Source organism: Marinobacterium sp. YM272 (assembly GCF_050908845.1).
Taxonomy (GTDB): Bacteria; Pseudomonadota; Gammaproteobacteria; order Pseudomonadales; family Balneatricaceae; genus Marinobacterium_D.
Map to the genome: position 1 here is coordinate 1075972 of NZ_CP194171.1, position 16627 is coordinate 1092598.

11 protein-coding genes are annotated in these 16627 nt (G+C 58.5%); 10 read left to right on the forward strand and 1 reads right to left on the reverse strand.

Translation table 11 applies throughout. The annotated features are described in order from the left end of the window. Positions 1-104: 104 nt before the first annotated feature. From ACQUQP_RS05070 to ACQUQP_RS05090, 5 genes are all read left to right on the forward strand, one after another. The gene (locus ACQUQP_RS05070; protein WP_432697718.1) at positions 105-1529 is read left to right on the forward strand and encodes a sigma-54 dependent transcriptional regulator; all 1425 of its coding nucleotides are present in this window, start codon (positions 105-107) and stop codon (positions 1527-1529) included. Next, entirely contained in the window at positions 1526-2623 is a 1098-nt protein-coding gene (locus tag ACQUQP_RS05075; protein WP_432697719.1) for a sensor histidine kinase, read from the forward strand. The genes ACQUQP_RS05070 and ACQUQP_RS05075 overlap by 4 nt, the downstream gene beginning before the upstream one ends. Beyond that, positions 2620-3996, forward strand: coding sequence for a sigma-54-dependent transcriptional regulator (locus ACQUQP_RS05080; RefSeq protein ID WP_432697720.1), 1377 nt, complete (start codon positions 2620-2622; stop codon positions 3994-3996). Before ACQUQP_RS05075 ends, ACQUQP_RS05080 begins: the two co-directional genes overlap by 4 nt. 276 nt (positions 3997-4272) lie before the next feature. Further along, positions 4273-6228, forward strand: a complete 1956-nt coding sequence (acs, locus tag ACQUQP_RS05085) for an acetate--CoA ligase (protein WP_432697721.1) — start codon at positions 4273-4275, stop codon at positions 6226-6228. A gap of 160 nt (positions 6229-6388) precedes the next feature. Next, a complete protein-coding gene (locus ACQUQP_RS05090) occupies positions 6389-7054 on the forward strand; it encodes a response regulator transcription factor (protein WP_432697722.1) in 666 nt (221 codons plus the stop codon). Positions 7055-7115: 61 nt separating this feature from the next. Here ACQUQP_RS05090 and ACQUQP_RS05095 read toward each other — a convergent pair whose 3' ends face one another. Then, positions 7116-11045 carry a hybrid sensor histidine kinase/response regulator gene (locus ACQUQP_RS05095; RefSeq protein ID WP_432697723.1) on the reverse strand — a complete coding sequence of 1310 codons (3930 nt, stop codon included), beginning with the start codon at positions 11043-11045 and terminating at the stop codon, positions 7116-7118. Between the two features lie 315 nt (positions 11046-11360). On the opposite strand from ACQUQP_RS05095, the gene ACQUQP_RS05100 reads away from it, so the two are divergent. From ACQUQP_RS05100 to fliE, 5 genes are all read left to right on the forward strand, one after another. Beyond that, a complete protein-coding gene (locus ACQUQP_RS05100; RefSeq protein WP_432697724.1) occupies positions 11361-11621 on the forward strand; it encodes a DUF4212 domain-containing protein in 261 nt (86 codons plus the stop codon). A 24-nt stretch (positions 11622-11645) separates the two neighbouring features. Beyond that, complete coding sequence (locus tag ACQUQP_RS05105) at positions 11646-13415, forward strand: sodium:solute symporter family protein (protein ID WP_432697725.1); 1770 nt, start codon at positions 11646-11648, stop codon at positions 13413-13415. Between the two features lie 197 nt (positions 13416-13612). Next, positions 13613-15430: a putative nucleotidyltransferase substrate binding domain-containing protein gene (locus ACQUQP_RS05110; protein WP_432697726.1), complete on the forward strand. Its 1818-nt coding sequence runs from the start codon at positions 13613-13615 to the stop codon at positions 15428-15430. A 5-nt stretch (positions 15431-15435) separates the two neighbouring features. Next, positions 15436-16065: a 3'-5' exonuclease gene (locus ACQUQP_RS05115; RefSeq protein ID WP_432697727.1), complete on the forward strand. Its 630-nt coding sequence runs from the start codon at positions 15436-15438 to the stop codon at positions 16063-16065. A gap of 180 nt (positions 16066-16245) precedes the next feature. Beyond that, positions 16246-16602 (forward strand): flagellar hook-basal body complex protein FliE, encoded by a 357-nt coding sequence (fliE, locus tag ACQUQP_RS05120; RefSeq protein ID WP_432697728.1) that lies wholly within the window; start codon positions 16246-16248, stop codon positions 16600-16602. The last annotated feature ends 25 nt before the right edge of the window (positions 16603-16627 follow it).

Genomic DNA, 16627 nt, shown 5'->3' on the forward strand with positions numbered 1-16627 from the left:
TATCGTAGGAGGTGCGCCCTCGCGCCGATCCAACCTGTCAATTCCTTGACAATAGCCCCCGGTCGAGTAACTTGTCAGAATACTGACGCAACCCGGATCGACCGATGCACCTCAGCGGATCAAATGTTCTGATCATTGATGATGCCCTGGAGCGGCGCGCCCATCTGCAGGGGATCTGTGAATTCCTCGAGCTCCAGTGTCATGTTTTTGACTTCGTTACCTGGCTGCAGCAGGGCAAGTCCTTTGATCTGTCGACTATCTCCGTGGTTTTTCTTGGCGAAAGCAGCCTGCCGATCTCCCTTAACAAGCTGATTGCCGATCTCAACGATCAGGGCCGAACCCTGCCCAAGGTGCTGGTGTGCGACTGGCCTGAGCTTTCCGAAGCGGATTTTGAAAAGGCCGGTGGCGCAGGGCATCTGAGCGAGCCATACAGCTACACCGCCATGCTGGATCTGCTGCACCGCTGTTTTGTGCTTTCCTCCCAGCAGAGCGTACCGACCTATCCCGAACTTGCATCTCTGGTGGGGCAAAGCCCCTCAATCCTGGAGGTCAAACGGCTCGTCGCCCAGGTGGCCCCGCGTGATATCAGTGTGTTGATTACCGGCGAATCCGGTACTGGTAAAGAGGTGGTAGCCCGCTGTCTGCATGAGCAATCCGCCCGCGCCGAGGGGCCCTTTGTGCCGGTTAACTGCGGTGCGATTCCGGCGGAACTGTTGGAAAGCGAGTTGTTCGGCCATGAGAAAGGGGCCTTTACCGGTGCAATCTCCAGCCGGGCAGGGCGCTTTGAACTGGCCCAGGGCGGTACGCTGTTTCTGGATGAGATCGGCGATATGCCGTTGCCGATGCAGGTAAAACTGCTGCGGGTTATTCAGGAACGCCAGTTTGAGCGGGTCGGCGGCACCAAAACCCAGGAAGCCGATGTACGCATCATCGCTGCGACTCACAAGGACCTAGAAACGATGATCGAGGCCGGCGAATTCCGTGAGGATCTGTATTACCGGCTCAATGTCTTTCCCATCGAAATGCCTGCCCTGCGTGATCGTCTCGATGATCTGCCACTGCTGGTCAATGGCCTGATCGAACGGCTGAAAAATGATGGGATGGGCCATTTTCGTTTTCATCCGTCTGCGCTGGAGTCGCTGTTAAAACATCCCTGGCAGGGCAATGTGCGTGAGCTGGCCAACCTGCTGGAACGGCTTGCGATTATCTATCCCGACGGCGTCGTCGGTGTCTCCGAGCTGCCGCCAAAATTCCGCCATATCGATGAGCCTGATCCTGAACGCTATGAGCAGGAGGCTGTTGATCACCCTGTATTGCGAGCAGAGCCCAGTTTGCCGACCACCGGCGAGGTGCAGCTGCCCCCTGACGGCATAGAGCTGAAACCTTTCCTCGAAAAACTGGAACAGTCCCTGATCAGCCAGGCGCTGGAGCGCTGCGCCAACGTGGTGGCTCGCGCCGCCGACGAGCTGGGTATCCGGCGTACAACCCTGGTGGAAAAAATGCGCAAGTACGGTATTTCCCGGCAATGAGTCACACAACATCCAGTGCGCAGCAGCGCATCGCCGAGCTGGAAGCTGAAGTTGCGCGCCTTAAGGAAGAGAAGCAGGCGGCAGAGCGATTGCGCCGCTTGATCGACCAGATGCCAAACGGCGTGCTGGTGATCGATAACCGGGGGCTGATTACCGAGAGTAACCCCGCCGCGCAGGCGTTGCTGGGCACAGAGCTGAGCGGTCAGCGCTGGGTGGATGTGATCAACGCCTGTTTTGCGCCGCGCCCCGATGACGGTCATGAAGTCTCGCTGCAGAACGGCAAACGGGTGAGTCTGGCGACGCGGGCCCTGGAAGGCGAGCCCGGCCAGCTGGTGTTCGTTGCCGACCAGACCGATACCCGGCTGTTGCAGAACAAACTGCATCACTACCAGCGGCTGTCTGAAATGGGCCGCATGATGGCCTCTCTGGCGCACCAGGTGCGTACGCCACTTTCCGCCGCGTTGCTTTACGCCAGCCACCTGGGTGCTGCGCATCTGGATGACGAAAAACGGATCCGCTTCGCCGGCAAGGTGAAATCACGCCTGACCCATCTGGAACAGCAGGTGCGCGATATGCTGATCTTTGCCCGTGGCGAAACCCGGCTGGAAAATCGGGTGACTGGTCGCGAGCTGGAAACACGGATCGACGACCTGCTCGATACGCCGTTGGCGAGCGCCGATGCCGACTGCCACCTGATCAATCAGGCACCGGAGGCGGTGATCCAGTGCAATCTGGAAGCGCTGCTCGGTGCGATCATGAACCTGGTCAACAATGCGCTTCAGGCCTGCGGCGAAGGTGCAGAGCTGACCATCCGTCTGACGCAGGAAAACAGCCAGCTACGGCTGGATGTGGTTGATACCGGCCCGGGCATGGACCCGGAACAGGTGCGGCGGGCGATGGAGCCGTTCTACACCACCAAATCCCACGGTACCGGCCTGGGGCTGGCTGTGGCACAGGTGATTGCCCGTGCTCATCACGGCGAATTTCAACTCTTATCCAAGCCCGGCACTGGCACCTGCGCCACCTTTTTACTACCCCTAATGGACGCGGCGTCCGAGCGCTCAGAGACAGAACAGAACGGAAAGGATTTATGACCCCTAGTGTACTCATCGTCGAAGATGATCAGGAGTTGCGCGAAGCGCTGTCGGATACGCTTGAGCTGTCCGATATCGAGCATCTTACCGCCGGCAGTGGTGAAGAAGCACTGGAGCTGATGAAAAAACAGCCGGTGGAGATGGTGATATCCGATGTGAACATGCCCGGGATCGATGGCCACCAGTTGCTGGCCCAGGTACGCACGCTCTATCCCGCCACGCCGGTGGCGCTGATCACCGCCTTTGGCCAGGTGGAAAAAGCGGTGGATGCGATCCGTAATGGTGCTGTGGATTACCTGATGAAACCGTTCGAGCCGCAGCAGTTGATCGAGCTGATCCGCAATCATGCCGGTATCGGTGGTCGCCAGGATAGCGAGCGACAGACGCCGGTGGCCGAAGCGCCCGGCAGTCAGCACCTGCTGCAACTGGCTCAGCGGGTGGCACAGACCGACTCCACGGTGTTGATCACCGGCGAGTCCGGCACCGGTAAAGAGGTGCTGGCGCGTTACATCCATGATCACTCGCCGCGCAGTCAATCCCCGTTTGTGGCGATCAACTGTGCCGCCATCCCCGAGAACATGCTGGAAGCCACGCTGTTTGGCCATGAGAAAGGCGCCTTTACCGGCGCCTACACCAGCGCGCCTGGCAAGTTCGAGCAGGCCAACGGCGGCACCCTGCTGCTCGACGAGATCAGTGAAATGGATCTTGGTCTGCAGGCCAAGCTGCTGCGTGTACTCCAGGAGCAGGAGGTGGAGCGGATCGGCGGTCGCAAGACGATCCCGCTGGATGTGCGCGTGCTGGCCACCAGCAACCGCAAGCTCGAGGATTTTGTCGCCGAAGGGCGTTTCCGCGAGGATCTCTACTACCGGCTGAATGTCTTCCCGCTGCAGTGGCAGCCGCTGCGCGAACGCCGCGAGGATATAGTCCCGCTGGCGCGGCGCATACTGGCTCGTCACAACGACAAGATGAAGCGTGGTCGCACCCAGCTGACCCCGGCTGCCGAGGCATTGCTGAGAGACCATCACTGGCCCGGTAACGTGCGTGAGCTGGATAATGCCATTCAGCGGGCGCTGATTCTGCAGCCGGGGAGTCTGATCGACGGTGCCGATCTGCATCTGGCCGGTGGCGCTATTCCGCTGGGTGGGGTGATGGCGGTTTCGACGCCCGCTCAACCAGCAGTGGATCTGGCTGAGCCTGACGAGCAGGGCGGAGTGCTTGGCCAGGATCTGCGTCAGCGCGAGTATCAACTGATCATCGATGCACTCAACGCCTGTGGTGGCAGCCGCAAGGATGCATCGGAAAAACTCGGCATCAGTCCGCGCACCCTGAGATACAAACTGGCACGCATGCGGGAGGAGGGGATCGAGTTCTAAACCGCATTGCCATAAATGCTGTTCATACTGAGGCCAGAGCGCAGCAGGCTTGTTTGTAAGTGTTTACATACTTGCAGTAACCAAGTTCTTTAGTCTAAGACTCGATAGACCAATGTCTAATTCAGGGCCTTGGCGCCGCTCAAGTATAACTCTATGCAGATTGAGAATACTCAACACTGGCCAGGTAGAGCGACACAGCGATAACAACAGCTTTTACAAAAGTGGGCCAGTACCGAATCTGTATAAAAACAATTTAATAAGGCTAGGGGCATTACCATGAGTGAAGAGAAAATCCACCCGGTAGATCCGGCGTTTGCGGCCAATGCACATTGCGACAACGAAAAATACAACGCGATGTATGAGCAGTCGGTCAACGATCCGGAAGCGTTCTGGGGTGAACACGGTAAGCGACTGGACTGGTTCAAACCGTTCTCCAAAGTTAAGAACACCTCTTTCGATCCGCACAATGTCTCAATCAAATGGTTTGAAGACGGTACACTGAACGCCTCCTACAACTGTCTGGACCGTCACCTGGAAACCCGTGGCGACCAGGTTGCCATCATCTGGGAAGGCGACGATCCCAGCGAAGACGAAAAGATTACCTACCGCGACCTGCACGAGCGTGTCTGCCGCTTCGCCAATGTGTTAAAAGCACAGGGCGTTGAGAAGGGCGATGTGGTTACGCTTTACCTGCCGATGATCCCGGAAGCCGCCGTAGCGATGCTGGCCTGTGCCCGCATCGGCGCTGTTCACTCCATCGTATTCGGTGGTTTCTCTCCGGAAGCCCTGGCGGCGCGTATCGAGGGTGCTGGCTCCAAGCTGGTGGTGACCTCCAACTACTCACTGCGCGGCGGCAAGGCTGTTCCGCTGAAGGCCAACGTCGATAAAGCACTGACTCACCCGGGCGCCAAGAAGAGCTGCGAGAAAGTCGTTGTTGTTAAGCGTGTCGACAAAGAGACCGAGTGGGACGACAGCCGCGATATCTGGTACGAAGAGGCGGTTGCCGCTGCGTCCACCGAGTGCCCGGCGGTCGAGATGGAAGCGGAAGCGCCGCTGTTCATTCTCTACACCTCCGGCTCCACCGGTGCGCCCAAGGGCCTGAAGCACACTACCGGCGGCTACATGGTCTATGCGTCCATGACCCACGAGTATGTGTTCGACTACCACGACGGTGACATCTACTGGTGTACCGCTGACGTGGGCTGGGTGACCGGTCACAGCTACATCGTGTACGGTCCGCTGGCCAACGGTGCCACCACGCTGATGTTCGAAGGTGTGCCGAGCTACCCGGACAACAGCCGTTTTGGCCGCGTCATCGAGAAGCACAAGGTCAACCAGTTCTACACCGCACCGACCGCCATCCGTGCACTGATGCAGCAGGGCGAAGACGTGCTCGGTGATTCCGATCTGTCCACCCTGAAGCTGCTGGGCTCCGTCGGTGAGCCGATCAACCCGGAAGCCTGGGAGTGGTACAACCGTGTGGTCGGTAAAGACAAGTGCCCGATCGTTGATACCTGGTGGCAGACCGAAACCGGCGGCATCATGATCGTGCCGCTGCCGGGCGCCACCGACGCCAAGCCGGGCTCTGCCTCCAAGCCGTTCTTTGGCGTGCAGCCGGCACTGGTCGACAACGAAGGTAACGAGATTGAAGGTGCCGCCGAAGGTAACCTGGTGATCAAGGACTCCTGGCCGGGCCAGAGCCGCTCGATCTGGGGCGATCACGAGCGCTTCACCAACACCTACTTCTCAAGCTTCAAGGGTTACTACACCACCGGTGATGGTGCCCGTCGCGATGCCGATGGCTACTACTGGATCACCGGCCGTGTGGATGACGTTATCAACGTCTCCGGTCACCGTATGGGTACCGCCGAGGTTGAGTCTGCACTGGTGGCTCACGAAGCCGTTGCCGAGGCGGCCGTGGTGGGTTACCCGCACGATCTCAAGGGTCAGGGTATCTACGTTTATGTCACCCTGCAGGCCGGATTTGAACCGACCGACGAGCTGATGAAAGAGCTGCGTAACTGGGTTCGCTCCGAGATCGGCCCGATCGCCTCTCCGGACCTGATCCAGTTCGCACCGGGCATGCCGAAAACCCGTTCTGGTAAGATCATGCGCCGTATCCTGCGCAAGATCGCCGAAGACGATTTTGGCGCTCTGGGTGATACTTCCACCCTGGCGGATCCGAGCGTTGTCGATGAGCTGATCGAGCACCGCATGAACCGCAAAGGTTGATAACGGCTTAAACGCTAAAGGCTTTTGCGCATAAAAAACGCCCTGTAGGCAGATTGTCTACAGGGCGTTTTTTGTTGTTTCCTGATATGATGCCGGATCTGTAAATTCTGGAATCAGGTAGATCCCGCAAGCAGGATCGCAGGCAAGGGGGAAATAACGCATGCAGCTGGCCCAGAAGATCATTATCGCCGATGACCATCCGCTGTTCAGAGCAGCGCTCAAACAGGCGGTGATGCAGGCTGTTCCGGGGGTGACCATTCTCGAAGCGGACACGCTCGCTGCGGTTCAGGAGACCGCCGAAGCGCATGGTGATGCCGACCTCGTTCTTCTCGATATCCATATGCCGGGCGCGCAGGGCTTTTCCGGCCTGGTATTCATGCGCGGGCAGCATCCCGGTATTCCCGTTGTCGTTGTCTCCGGCAGCGAAGAACCCCATGTGATGAAGCGGGCCATCGATTACGGAGCCTCAGGGTTTATCCCCAAGTCGGCGCCGCTGGATGTGATCTCGGAAGCGATCACCGCGGTGCTTGAGGGCGAAGAGTGGCTGCCCCAGGAGATCTCCGATAACCTGGACGATCAGGTTACCGAAGATGACCAGAAATTCGCCGCCGCACTCGCCTCACTGACACCCCAGCAGTTCCGTGTTCTGACCATGCTGACCGAAGGTCTGCTGAACAAGCAGATCGCCTACGAACTCAGCGTGTCGGAAGCCACCATCAAGGCCCATGTAACCGCCATTCTGCGCAAACTCGGCGTTCATAGCCGTACCCAGGCGGTGATCGCTGCGCAGCGCCTTGGTGTTGAACCACCCAAGACCGAGATGTAATTCGCCCTCTGGGAAATGTAAAAAGGCGTGCTCACCGGCACGCCTTTTTCGTGTCCGAGATTCAGGCTTTTGCCGTCGCGATCATCTTGTTGATCAGGGCTCTCAGTGCGGCCGGTTTTACCGGCTTGGTGAGCAGTTGCGCGCCGGAAGCGATAATTTCTTCGCGAACCTCGTCGGTGCGATCGGCGGTAATCACCACCGTGGGGATGGGCCGGTTCCAGCAGGGGGTGAGCTCCTGCAGTGCCATGATGCCGGTTTCGGTCTCTCCCAGGTGGTAATCCACCAGCAGGATATCGGGCTCCCAGTTGTCCGCCTTCACTTTGTCCAGCGCCTCCGCGCCGGACAGCGCGGTCATCACCTCGCAGGACCAGCCCTTCAGCAGTGCCGACATGCCTTCGATAATCTTCGGTTCGTTATCGATCACCAGCACCTTGATTCCATTGAGTCCCTTGCTACGGATCCAGCCGCGCTGCTCGGGCTTGGGCTTTTGCGCCAGGCTTGGATCGCCCAGGGGGACGCTGACGCTGAACACGGTGCCGTGTCCGGGCCAGGAGCGCACATTGACGTGATGACCCAGCATGCGGGCGATACGCTCGGTGATCGCAAGCCCCAGGCCCAGTCCCTTCACTTCACTGTGTTTCGGGTTGTCGATGCGACGGAACTCTTCGAACACTTCTGACAGTTTGCTCTCAGGAATGCCGACCCCGGTATCCCAGACCTCCAGGCGCAGGGTGTTGCCCTGGTGACGGGCGCCAAGCAGCACCTTTCCCTTGGCCGTGTAACGGATCGCGTTGGAGAGGAAGTTCTGCAGAATGCGGCGCAGCAGCGCCTGATCCGAGTAGACCACCTGCTTGCAGTTGACGTGATGGAAGCTGAGACCTTTCTCCCGGGCAACGGCATTGAACTCGGTGGCCAGGTGCTGGAACAGGGCGTCCAGTGCAAAGTGGCTGAAATTGGGCTCAAGCGCGCCGGCATCGAGTTTCGAGATATCCAGTATGGCGGTGATCAGCTCTTCGGCTGCATGAAGAGCGCTGTCCAGGTTCCCGACCAGCTGGGTGGTTTCCGGCTGGTGGCTTTGCTGGGCCAGGGCCGAGGTAAACAGCCGGGCGGCGTTAAGCGGCTGCAGCAGGTCGTGACTGGCGGCAGCCAGGAAGCGGGTTTTGCCCAGGTTTGCCGCTTCGGCATCCGATTTTGCCTGGCGCAGCTCGTCCTCCATCAGCGCACGGATGGTGTTTTCCTTGCGCAGCTCCTTGTTAACCACCGACAGGGCATGGGTACGCTCGCGCACGCGCTGTTCCAGGTTTTCGTTGGTCTCCTGCAGGGCGATCTCGGCTTTGCGCCGCTCGGTGATGTCCTGATAGAGCGTAAAGTAGCCGAGCAGATCACCATATTCGCCGATGTGCGGAATATAGGTAACCTCGGCGTAGCGCTCTGAGCCGTCGCGGGTGGGCATCCGGGTTTCGAAGCGCTGGCGCTCGCCGGCGAGTACCTTGCGGATGTAGTGCTGACGCTGGGTGTGTTCCTCCTGTGGCAGGATGTTGCGCGATGGCGTGCCGGCGATGGTATGGCGGTCGATGCCGAAGGCGTCAGCGTAGGCCTTGTTGACGAACAGGAAGTTGCGATCCGGGTCCAGGTAGGCGATCAGCACCGGCACGTTGTCGGTATAGACGCGGATATTCTGCTCACTTTCGCGCAACGCCTCTTCGGTTCGCTTGTGCTCGGTGATATCCATGTAAGTATTCACATACCCGCCGTTGGGCATAGGGTTGCCACGCACCTCCAGTACCGTGCCATCAGGGCGGTAACGCTCGAAGGCGTGGGGCTCCCCGGAGCTGATCACCGCCAGGCGCTCGGCTACCTGGTCATCGAGGCTGCCACTGCTGAGCCCGTATTCGCCACGCACGGCGTTGTAGCGGAAGATCTCTTCAATCGGACGGCCGACGCAGACCAGACCGTCCGGGTAGTTGAACATGTCGATGTAACGCTGGTTCCAGGCCACCAGACGCATGTGCTGATCGACCACGCTGATGCCCAGGCTGATGTTCTCGATGGTTGATTGCAGCAGCGAGCGGCTGAAGCGCAGAGCCTGGGAGGCCTCGTCGACGATCGCAACCACGTCGCCGATCTCCATCTCTTTACCGCGCAGCGTGGAATCCATTACGATCCTCGCCGACGAGGCGCCGATGGCGCCGGCGAGCAGACGCTCGGTGTGCTGGATCAGCTCGGGCGTGGCCTTGGCACCGGGCAGGGCGGGATCCTCGCCACGTTGCAGGGCAAAGGTGGCAAAGGCGTGTTGGGTGCGGCTGATCCCAAGAAAACGCTCGGTAAGCATCTGCAGGTCGCCCACCGAGACCTGGCTGGTGATGCGGCCGGGTTCGGCGAAGCTCTTGTTGTGCACATTGGTAAAGGCACTGGCCTGGATGCGGTCCACCAAGCGCTGGCTGGTGAGCATGGAGACCGCGATATAGAGCAGCGCGTTGATGCTCAGGCTCCAGACAACGCCGTGTGTCAGTGGATCGAACAGCGGGATGCGGAACAGCATCGTGGGTGCGATCCAGTCCGGCGTGTCCCAGCCCGGCAGCAGTTGGCTCGGGATCAGGTGGGCAGATTGCATCGCCGGCAGAACCAGGGTGTACACCCAGAGCAGGAAGCCGGCTGTAAGGCCTGCCAGCGCCCCACGACGGTTGCCTCGCTTCCAGTAGATACCGCCGAGAATGGCGGGCAGGAACTGGATCGCGGCGACAAAGGCGAGAAGCCCGAACGAGGCGAGGGAGCCCTGATCGCCGAGGATGCGATAGTAAAAGTAGCCCAGCAGCAGCAGCGTGATGATAGTGATGCGGCGCACCCGCAATAGCAGCGCGCCGAGGTCGGAGGTTTCAGCCAGCTTGAGGCGCGGGATGCGCAGCAGCACCGGCATCACGATGTCGTTACACACCATGGTCGCCAGGGTGATGCTGGCCACGATAACCATGCTGGTGGCTGCGGACAGGCCGCCGATAAAGGCGAAGGTGGCCAGGTATTCATGCCCGCCGATCAGCGGCAGCAGCAACACAAAAATATCGGCCTCGTCACTGCGTGGACCGAAATAGAGGATGCCCGCGGTGGCGATCGGCAGCACGAACAGGGACAGCAGAATCAGGTACAGCGGGAACAGCCAGCGTGCCGTGCGCAGATTGCGGTTGCGCGTGTTTTCAACGATGGTGACGTGAAACTGGCGTGGCAGACAGATCGCCGCCCCGCAGGCGAGAATAATCTCCGTCAAAAAACTGTCACCCAGCGGCGCGCTGAAGTTGGGGTTGTTGACCAGCTGGTTCTGGATATTGCTCAGCATGGTGTCGAGACCGCCGAACAGACCAAAGGTCACGAACAGGCCCACCGACAGGAAGGCGGTCAGTTTGACGATCGACTCGAACGCCACCGCCAGCACCAGGCCTTCGTGGTGTTCGGTGGCATCGATATGGCGGGTACCGAAGAGGATGCCGAACACGGCCATCGCCAGTGCCACGAACAGGGCGGTGTCGCTGCCCTTGCTGAGCGCCTCGGTAGCGCCGGGCGCCAGGGCGTTATAGCTGATCGCCACCGCTTTCAGCTGCAGCGCGATATAGGGGATGGTCCCAAGTACGCCAATGACCGTGACCAGCACGGCCAGGCTCTGGCTCTTGCCGTAGCGTGACGAGATAAAGTCGGAGATCGAGGTGATGTTCTGCTGTTTGCTGACCAGAATGATCTTTTCAATCACTCGCCAGGCGAGCAGGAACACCAGCACCGGTCCCAGATAGGTGGCGATAAACTCCCAGCCGGTGGAGGCGGCGCGTCCGACGGCACCGTAAAACGTCCATGACGAGCAGTAGACCGCCAGCGACAGTGAATACACCACCGGGTTGCTCGCCCATTTCTTGCCTGCATCGCTTTTATCGCCGTAATACGCCAGGCCAAACAGCAGGCAGAGGTAGGCGAGGGAGATCAGTATGATGGTCCAACCCGATAACATGTCGACAATGTCCCGTTTGCTCAACGTGAATATGAGACACAGTGTAACGCGCTGTGAACCGCCTGGGGACTGTCGCCGTGCAACCCCAAAGCTATTTCCCTACAGACTGTAAGACCATGGTCTAGGTTGTTTCCCCGGGGTATCCGCTTCTAATCTGTGGCTGATGCTACTCGCGCAGGAGTTGCGGCGCTTTTGGGTGGATTGTCGACACTATGAATCAGACTAAAGTCGGGGATTTTATCTCCCGGCTCCTTTGTTAGATTCAGCCTGTCTGCTTCCATCAACCGAAATAACAAAAATAGATAGGATGGTGCCATGTCTAGCAACATCAGCAGTGCGCAGGCTTACTGGAAAGAAAACCTGCGAATCATCATGACCTACCTGGCGATCTGGTTCGTCGTGTCCTACGGATGCGGCATCCTCTTCGTCGACGCTCTCGATCAGATCCAGTTCTTCGGCTTCCCGCTCGGGTTCTGGTTCGCTCAACAGGGTTCAATTTACGTCTTCCTCGGGCTCATCTGGGCATACGTGTTCAGCATGAACAAGCTCGACGAGAAGTATGACGTTCACGAATAACAATAAGTACGAAGGACGCTCACTATGAGTCTTGATCTGCTCACATACCTGTTTATCGGGGGGTCGTTCGCACTCTATATCGGTATCGCGATATGGGCGCGCGCTGGCTCCACCAAAGAGTTCTACGTGGCTGGTGGCGGTGTACCGCCGGTAGCGAACGGCATGGCGACTGCCGCTGACTGGATGTCTGCTGCGTCGTTTATCTCTCTCGCCGGTATCGTATCGTTTATCGGTCGTGACGGTACCGCCTACCTGATGGGCTGGACCGGTGGTTATGTACTGCTGGCGATGCTGCTGGCGCCTTACCTGCGTAAGTTCGGTAAGTTCACGGTGCCCGACTTTATCGGTGACCGTTACTACTCCAACACGGCGCGTACCATCGCGGTTATCTGTACCATCGTCATCTCCTTCACCTACGTGGCGGGCCAGATGCGTGGTGTAGGTATCGTGTTCTCCCGTTATCTGCATGTGGATATCAATACCGGTGTCGTCATCGGTATGGCGATCGTATTCTTCTACGCCGTACTTGGCGGTATGAAAGGTATTACCTACACCCAGGTGGCGCAGTACTGCGTACTGATTCTGGCATTCATGGTGCCGGCGATCTTCCTGTCCATGCAGGTTACCGGTCACTTCCTGCCGCAGACCGGTCTGGGCGCAACCCTGGAAAGCGGTAAGTCGGTTCTGACCACGCTGAACGAGCTGTCCGTCGAGCTTGGCTTTGCCGAGTACACCGCGGGCAAGAAAACCACCATCGATATCTTCTTCCTGACCGCTGCGCTGATGTGCGGTACTGCGGGTCTGCCGCACGTAATCGTGCGTTTCTTCACTGTACCGCGTGTTAAGGACGCTCGTATCTCTGCCGGTTGGGCGCTGCTGTTTATCGCGATCCTGTACACCACCGTTCCTGCGGTTGCCGGCTTCGGTCGTGTAAACCTGATCCAGACCATCAACGGTCCGGATAATGCGGGTACCGAGTACGCTGAGATGCCGTCCTGGTTCAAGAACTGGGAAAACTCGGGTCTGATCGCCTGGGCTGACAAAAACGGTGATGGCAAGGTTCACTACGAAGCAGGTGCGGCATTCGACGGCAAGCCGGCATTCGCTGAAGGCCGTGGCGACAGCGGTGAGCGTGTAACCACCAACGCGTCCGCTAGCTCTAACGAAGTCTACGTCGACCGCGACATCATGGTATTGGCTAACCCGGAGATCGCACAGCTGCCGAACTGGGTAATCGCTCTGGTCGCCGCCGGTGCGGTAGCAGCGGCACTGTCCACTGCGGCAGGTCTGCTGCTGGTAATCTCGACCTCGATTTCGCATGACTTGATGAAGAAGACCATCAATCCGAATATCACCGACAAGCAGGAGTTGATGTACGCTCGTCTTGCGGCGATCGTGGCGATCCTTATCGCCGGCTACTTCGGTATCAACCCGCCGGGCTTCGTGGCTCAGGTGGTGGCACTGGCCTTCGGTCTGGCGGCATCTTCGGTCTTCCCGGCGATCATCCTGGGTATCTTTAATACCCGGATGAACACCCAGGGCGCCATTGCCGGTATGCTGGTGGGTCTGATCTCTACCATGGCCTACATCATCTACTTCAAGTTCATGGGCGGATCTTCCGACCAGTGGTTCCTGGGCATCTCTCCGGAAGGCTTCGGTACCGTCGGTATGATCCTGAACCTGATCGTGGCGACCGTCGTCTCCAAGATGACTCCGCCGCCGCCCGCTGAAATCCAGCATATCGTTGAGGATATCCGTATCCCGCGCGGTGCTGGTGCTGCACATTCTCACTGATCTCTGATCGGTTGAGCTAAGCCCAAGGGCGCGCCAGCGGAAGTTGGCGTGCCCTTTTTACTGATGACAGCTCTTTCTACCCGGTATGCGACAGATACCGATAAAGGCGTGGCGGGTAGAAAGGTCTGATACAGTTCTACTAAAACAACAAGAGCCGGGTAACACCGGACGCAGCCCGATACAGAGGTGCAAGGCCGATGACCGATTCATTCAAGATGGATAACATCCCCTTCAGTCTTCTGACCCCGGAAGAGCAGGCGGCAGTGGAGGCCAGTCTCGATCTTGAGTATTACCAGCAGGGCGAGAAAATCATCACCGCCGGTGAGGCGCCCGAAGGGGTGTATATCATCCTCAAGGGGCGCGTGCGTGAGAGCGAGGCGGGAGAAGAGGATCAGCACGTCTATGTCCACTACGAGGACGAGGATTACTTTGGTGGCTGGTCATCGCTGAGAGGCAAGGCGATCCACGACTTTACCGCCGAAGAGGAAACGATCTGCCATATTCTGCCGACCAAGGTGCTGATCGACCTGATCCAGACGAACGCCCTGTTCGCCGACTACTTCCAGCAGAACTTCAGTGCCAAGACGGAGATTGTCGCACAGCACAGCCGTAACCAGGATATGGCCGAGTTCATGCTCTCCAAGATCAGCAGTGCCACCGTGCGTGAGCCGCTGGTGGTGGAGGAGGGTACCAGTATCCGCCAGGCCACCGCGCTGATGCGTGAACATAAGGCGGACTGCGTGCTGGCGCGCAAGGGCGGTCGTTACGGCATGGTGACCGGCACCGACCTGCTCGACGCCGTGGTGCTGAAAGAGAAGCCGCTGGATGGCGACGTCTCCGAAATTGCATCCTATCGCCTGGTCACCGCGGACCCCGAGGATTACCTCTTCAACGCCCTGATAACCATGACACAGCAGCAGATCGAGCGTGTGGTGGTGATGTCCGGGCAGGAGATGGTTGGCATCGTCGAACTCACCGACGTGCTGAGTTACTTTTCGAGCCACTCCCATGTGATCGGCCTGCGTATCGAGCGCGCTTCATCCATTGAAGAGCTGCGCGAAGCGGCCCAGGGGTTGAATGACCTGATCAAGGCGTTGATCTCCACCGGCGTGAAGATCCGCTTTACCATGGACCTGCTGGCAGCGATGAATGGTCGTATCATCGCCAAGCTGTTCGACCTGACCATACCCAGTGATATGCAGCCCCATGTCTGTCTGATCGTTATGGGGTCCGAGGGGCGTGGTGAACAGATCATGAAGACCGATCAGGATAACGCGCTGATCTTCCGTGACGGGCTTTCCTGGCAGTCGATGCAGGAGACGATGCAGCGCTTCAGTGAGACCCTGATCTCCTTCGGCTTTCCCCCCTGTCCCGGCAATATCATGGTCTCCAATCCGCAGTGGGTGAACTCCGTCGGTGACTGGACGCAGAAGCTCAGCGACTGGGCGGACAGCTGCGAGGGCGATGCCCAGATGAACCTGGCGATCGCGGTGGATGCCAAGCCGGTGGCCGGTAACCAGGCGCTGTTCAAGGTGGCGCGTAACTGGTTCCTGAGACACCTGCGTAACAATGACGTGTTCTTCTCTCACTTTGCCAAGGCTGCCATCGAGTTCGATACGCCGCTCACCTTCTTCGGCAACATCCGTGACCGGGATGAGCTGGATATCAAGAAGGGCGGTATCTTTCCTATAGTACATGGGGTGCGCACTCTGGCGCTGGAGCATCGCATACTCGCGACCAACACCTATGAGCGGATTCAGGCGCTGGTGGATGGCGGGCAGCTTCGTGACGATAACGGCAAGGATATTTCGGAGGCGCTGTCGCTGTTTATTCAGCTGCGCCTGCGGCAGCAGATCCGGCGTGTCGAGCAAAGTGAGGACGGCTTTGATCCGACGCCCAACCTGATCGAGCTGCACAAACTCAACAAGATGGAGCGAGACCTGCTGCGGGATGCGCTGCAGATCGTCAAAGGCTTCAAGAAACATCTGTCACTCCGCTACCACCTGGGAGGCTGAGCCGAATGATAATTCCAAGAACAATTCGCAGGTTTCAGGAAAAGCGCGCCCACCGCAACGGTCCCTGGGCGGAGCTCTTCGAGGCGTATAACGGTGATGAGGTAGTATCGCTGGATTGCGAAACCACCAGTCTCGATGTCTCCGAGGCGGAAATCCTCTCGATCGGTGCGGTACGTATCAAGGGGCAGAAGGTCAAAACCAGTGATCGTCTCGATATACGCCTGAAGCCACCTGCAAGCCTCACCGGCGAGTCGATCAAGATTCACAAGATCCGGGCCAGCGACCTCAGCGACGGTATCGAGCTCGAGGAAGCGCTGGAAAAACTGCTGGCGTTTATCGGTAACCGACCCATCCTCGGCTATTACGTCAACTACGATATCCGGGTAGTCGATAAATTCCTCCGGCCCCGTTACGGCTTCGGTCTTCCCAATAAGGCGATCGAGCTCTCCCACGTTTACCACGACATTATCAAGTGGAAACACGTGGGCGGCGATGTGGATCTGCGCTTCGATACCATCGCCAGCTCGCTGGATATTCCGATCATCAAACGGCATACCGCCCTCGGGGATGCGATCACCGTGGCGCTGATGTATGTGCGGCTCAAGCACGGCCAGGCACCTGTCAGTACGCACTGAGAGGCGTTAAGGCGTCAAAATAGAAACGGGCTGCTGGCCCGTTTTTTGCTTTATATCCCCTGGGGCCGCATAGTTTGGCCTAAGGTGACGTTTATTTGTCGCTTTAACGAGTCGCTGTGCTTGATGTCGAAGATGTTGAGCCTATAATGTCAAAATATTGCCGCTCGGGCAGGGGGAGATATGGTCGATCGAGCTGACATCAACGGCGTTCTGGCGCAGATGCGCGAGCTACGCGCGCAGGCTCAGCAGGGCGTGCGTCAGATCGATATGCCCAATCCGGTCGGTCAGCCAAACCAGGTTGAAAAAACGCAGCAGAGCGAGTTTGGCGATCTGCTCAAAATGGCGATCGACCAGGTCAACAATCATCAGACCGAGGCCTCAAGGCTCAGGACCGCCTACGAACAGGGCGATCCCAGCGTCGACCTACCCCAGGTGATGATCCAGGCACAAAAAGCTTCGGTGTCCTTTCAGGCGATGACCCAGGTGCGCAACCGTCTGGTCAGTGCCTACGAAGATATAATGAACATGGCGATCTGATCGCCGCACTTTTGATCTCTATTTT

Excerpts from the sequence above, each read along its gene's own strand:
- ACQUQP_RS05070 (WP_432697718.1), top strand. The coding sequence starts at position 105 with ATGCACCTCAGCGGATCAAATGTTCTGATCATTGATGATGCCCTGGAG.
- ACQUQP_RS05075 (WP_432697719.1), top strand. The coding sequence starts at position 1,526 with ATGAGTCACACAACATCCAGTGCGCAGCAGCGCATCGCCGAGCTGGAA.
- ACQUQP_RS05080 (WP_432697720.1), top strand. The coding sequence starts at position 2,620 with ATGACCCCTAGTGTACTCATCGTCGAAGATGATCAGGAGTTGCGCGAA.
- acs (WP_432697721.1), top strand. The coding sequence starts at position 4,273 with ATGAGTGAAGAGAAAATCCACCCGGTAGATCCGGCGTTTGCGGCCAAT.
- ACQUQP_RS05090 (WP_432697722.1), top strand. The coding sequence starts at position 6,389 with ATGCAGCTGGCCCAGAAGATCATTATCGCCGATGACCATCCGCTGTTC.
- ACQUQP_RS05095 (WP_432697723.1), bottom strand. The coding sequence starts at position 11,045 with ATGTTATCGGGTTGGACCATCATACTGATCTCCCTCGCCTACCTCTGC.
- ACQUQP_RS05100 (WP_432697724.1), top strand. The coding sequence starts at position 11,361 with ATGTCTAGCAACATCAGCAGTGCGCAGGCTTACTGGAAAGAAAACCTG.
- ACQUQP_RS05105 (WP_432697725.1), top strand. The coding sequence starts at position 11,646 with ATGAGTCTTGATCTGCTCACATACCTGTTTATCGGGGGGTCGTTCGCA.
- ACQUQP_RS05110 (WP_432697726.1), top strand. The coding sequence starts at position 13,613 with ATGACCGATTCATTCAAGATGGATAACATCCCCTTCAGTCTTCTGACC.
- ACQUQP_RS05115 (WP_432697727.1), top strand. The coding sequence starts at position 15,436 with ATGATAATTCCAAGAACAATTCGCAGGTTTCAGGAAAAGCGCGCCCAC.
- fliE (WP_432697728.1), top strand. The coding sequence starts at position 16,246 with ATGGTCGATCGAGCTGACATCAACGGCGTTCTGGCGCAGATGCGCGAG.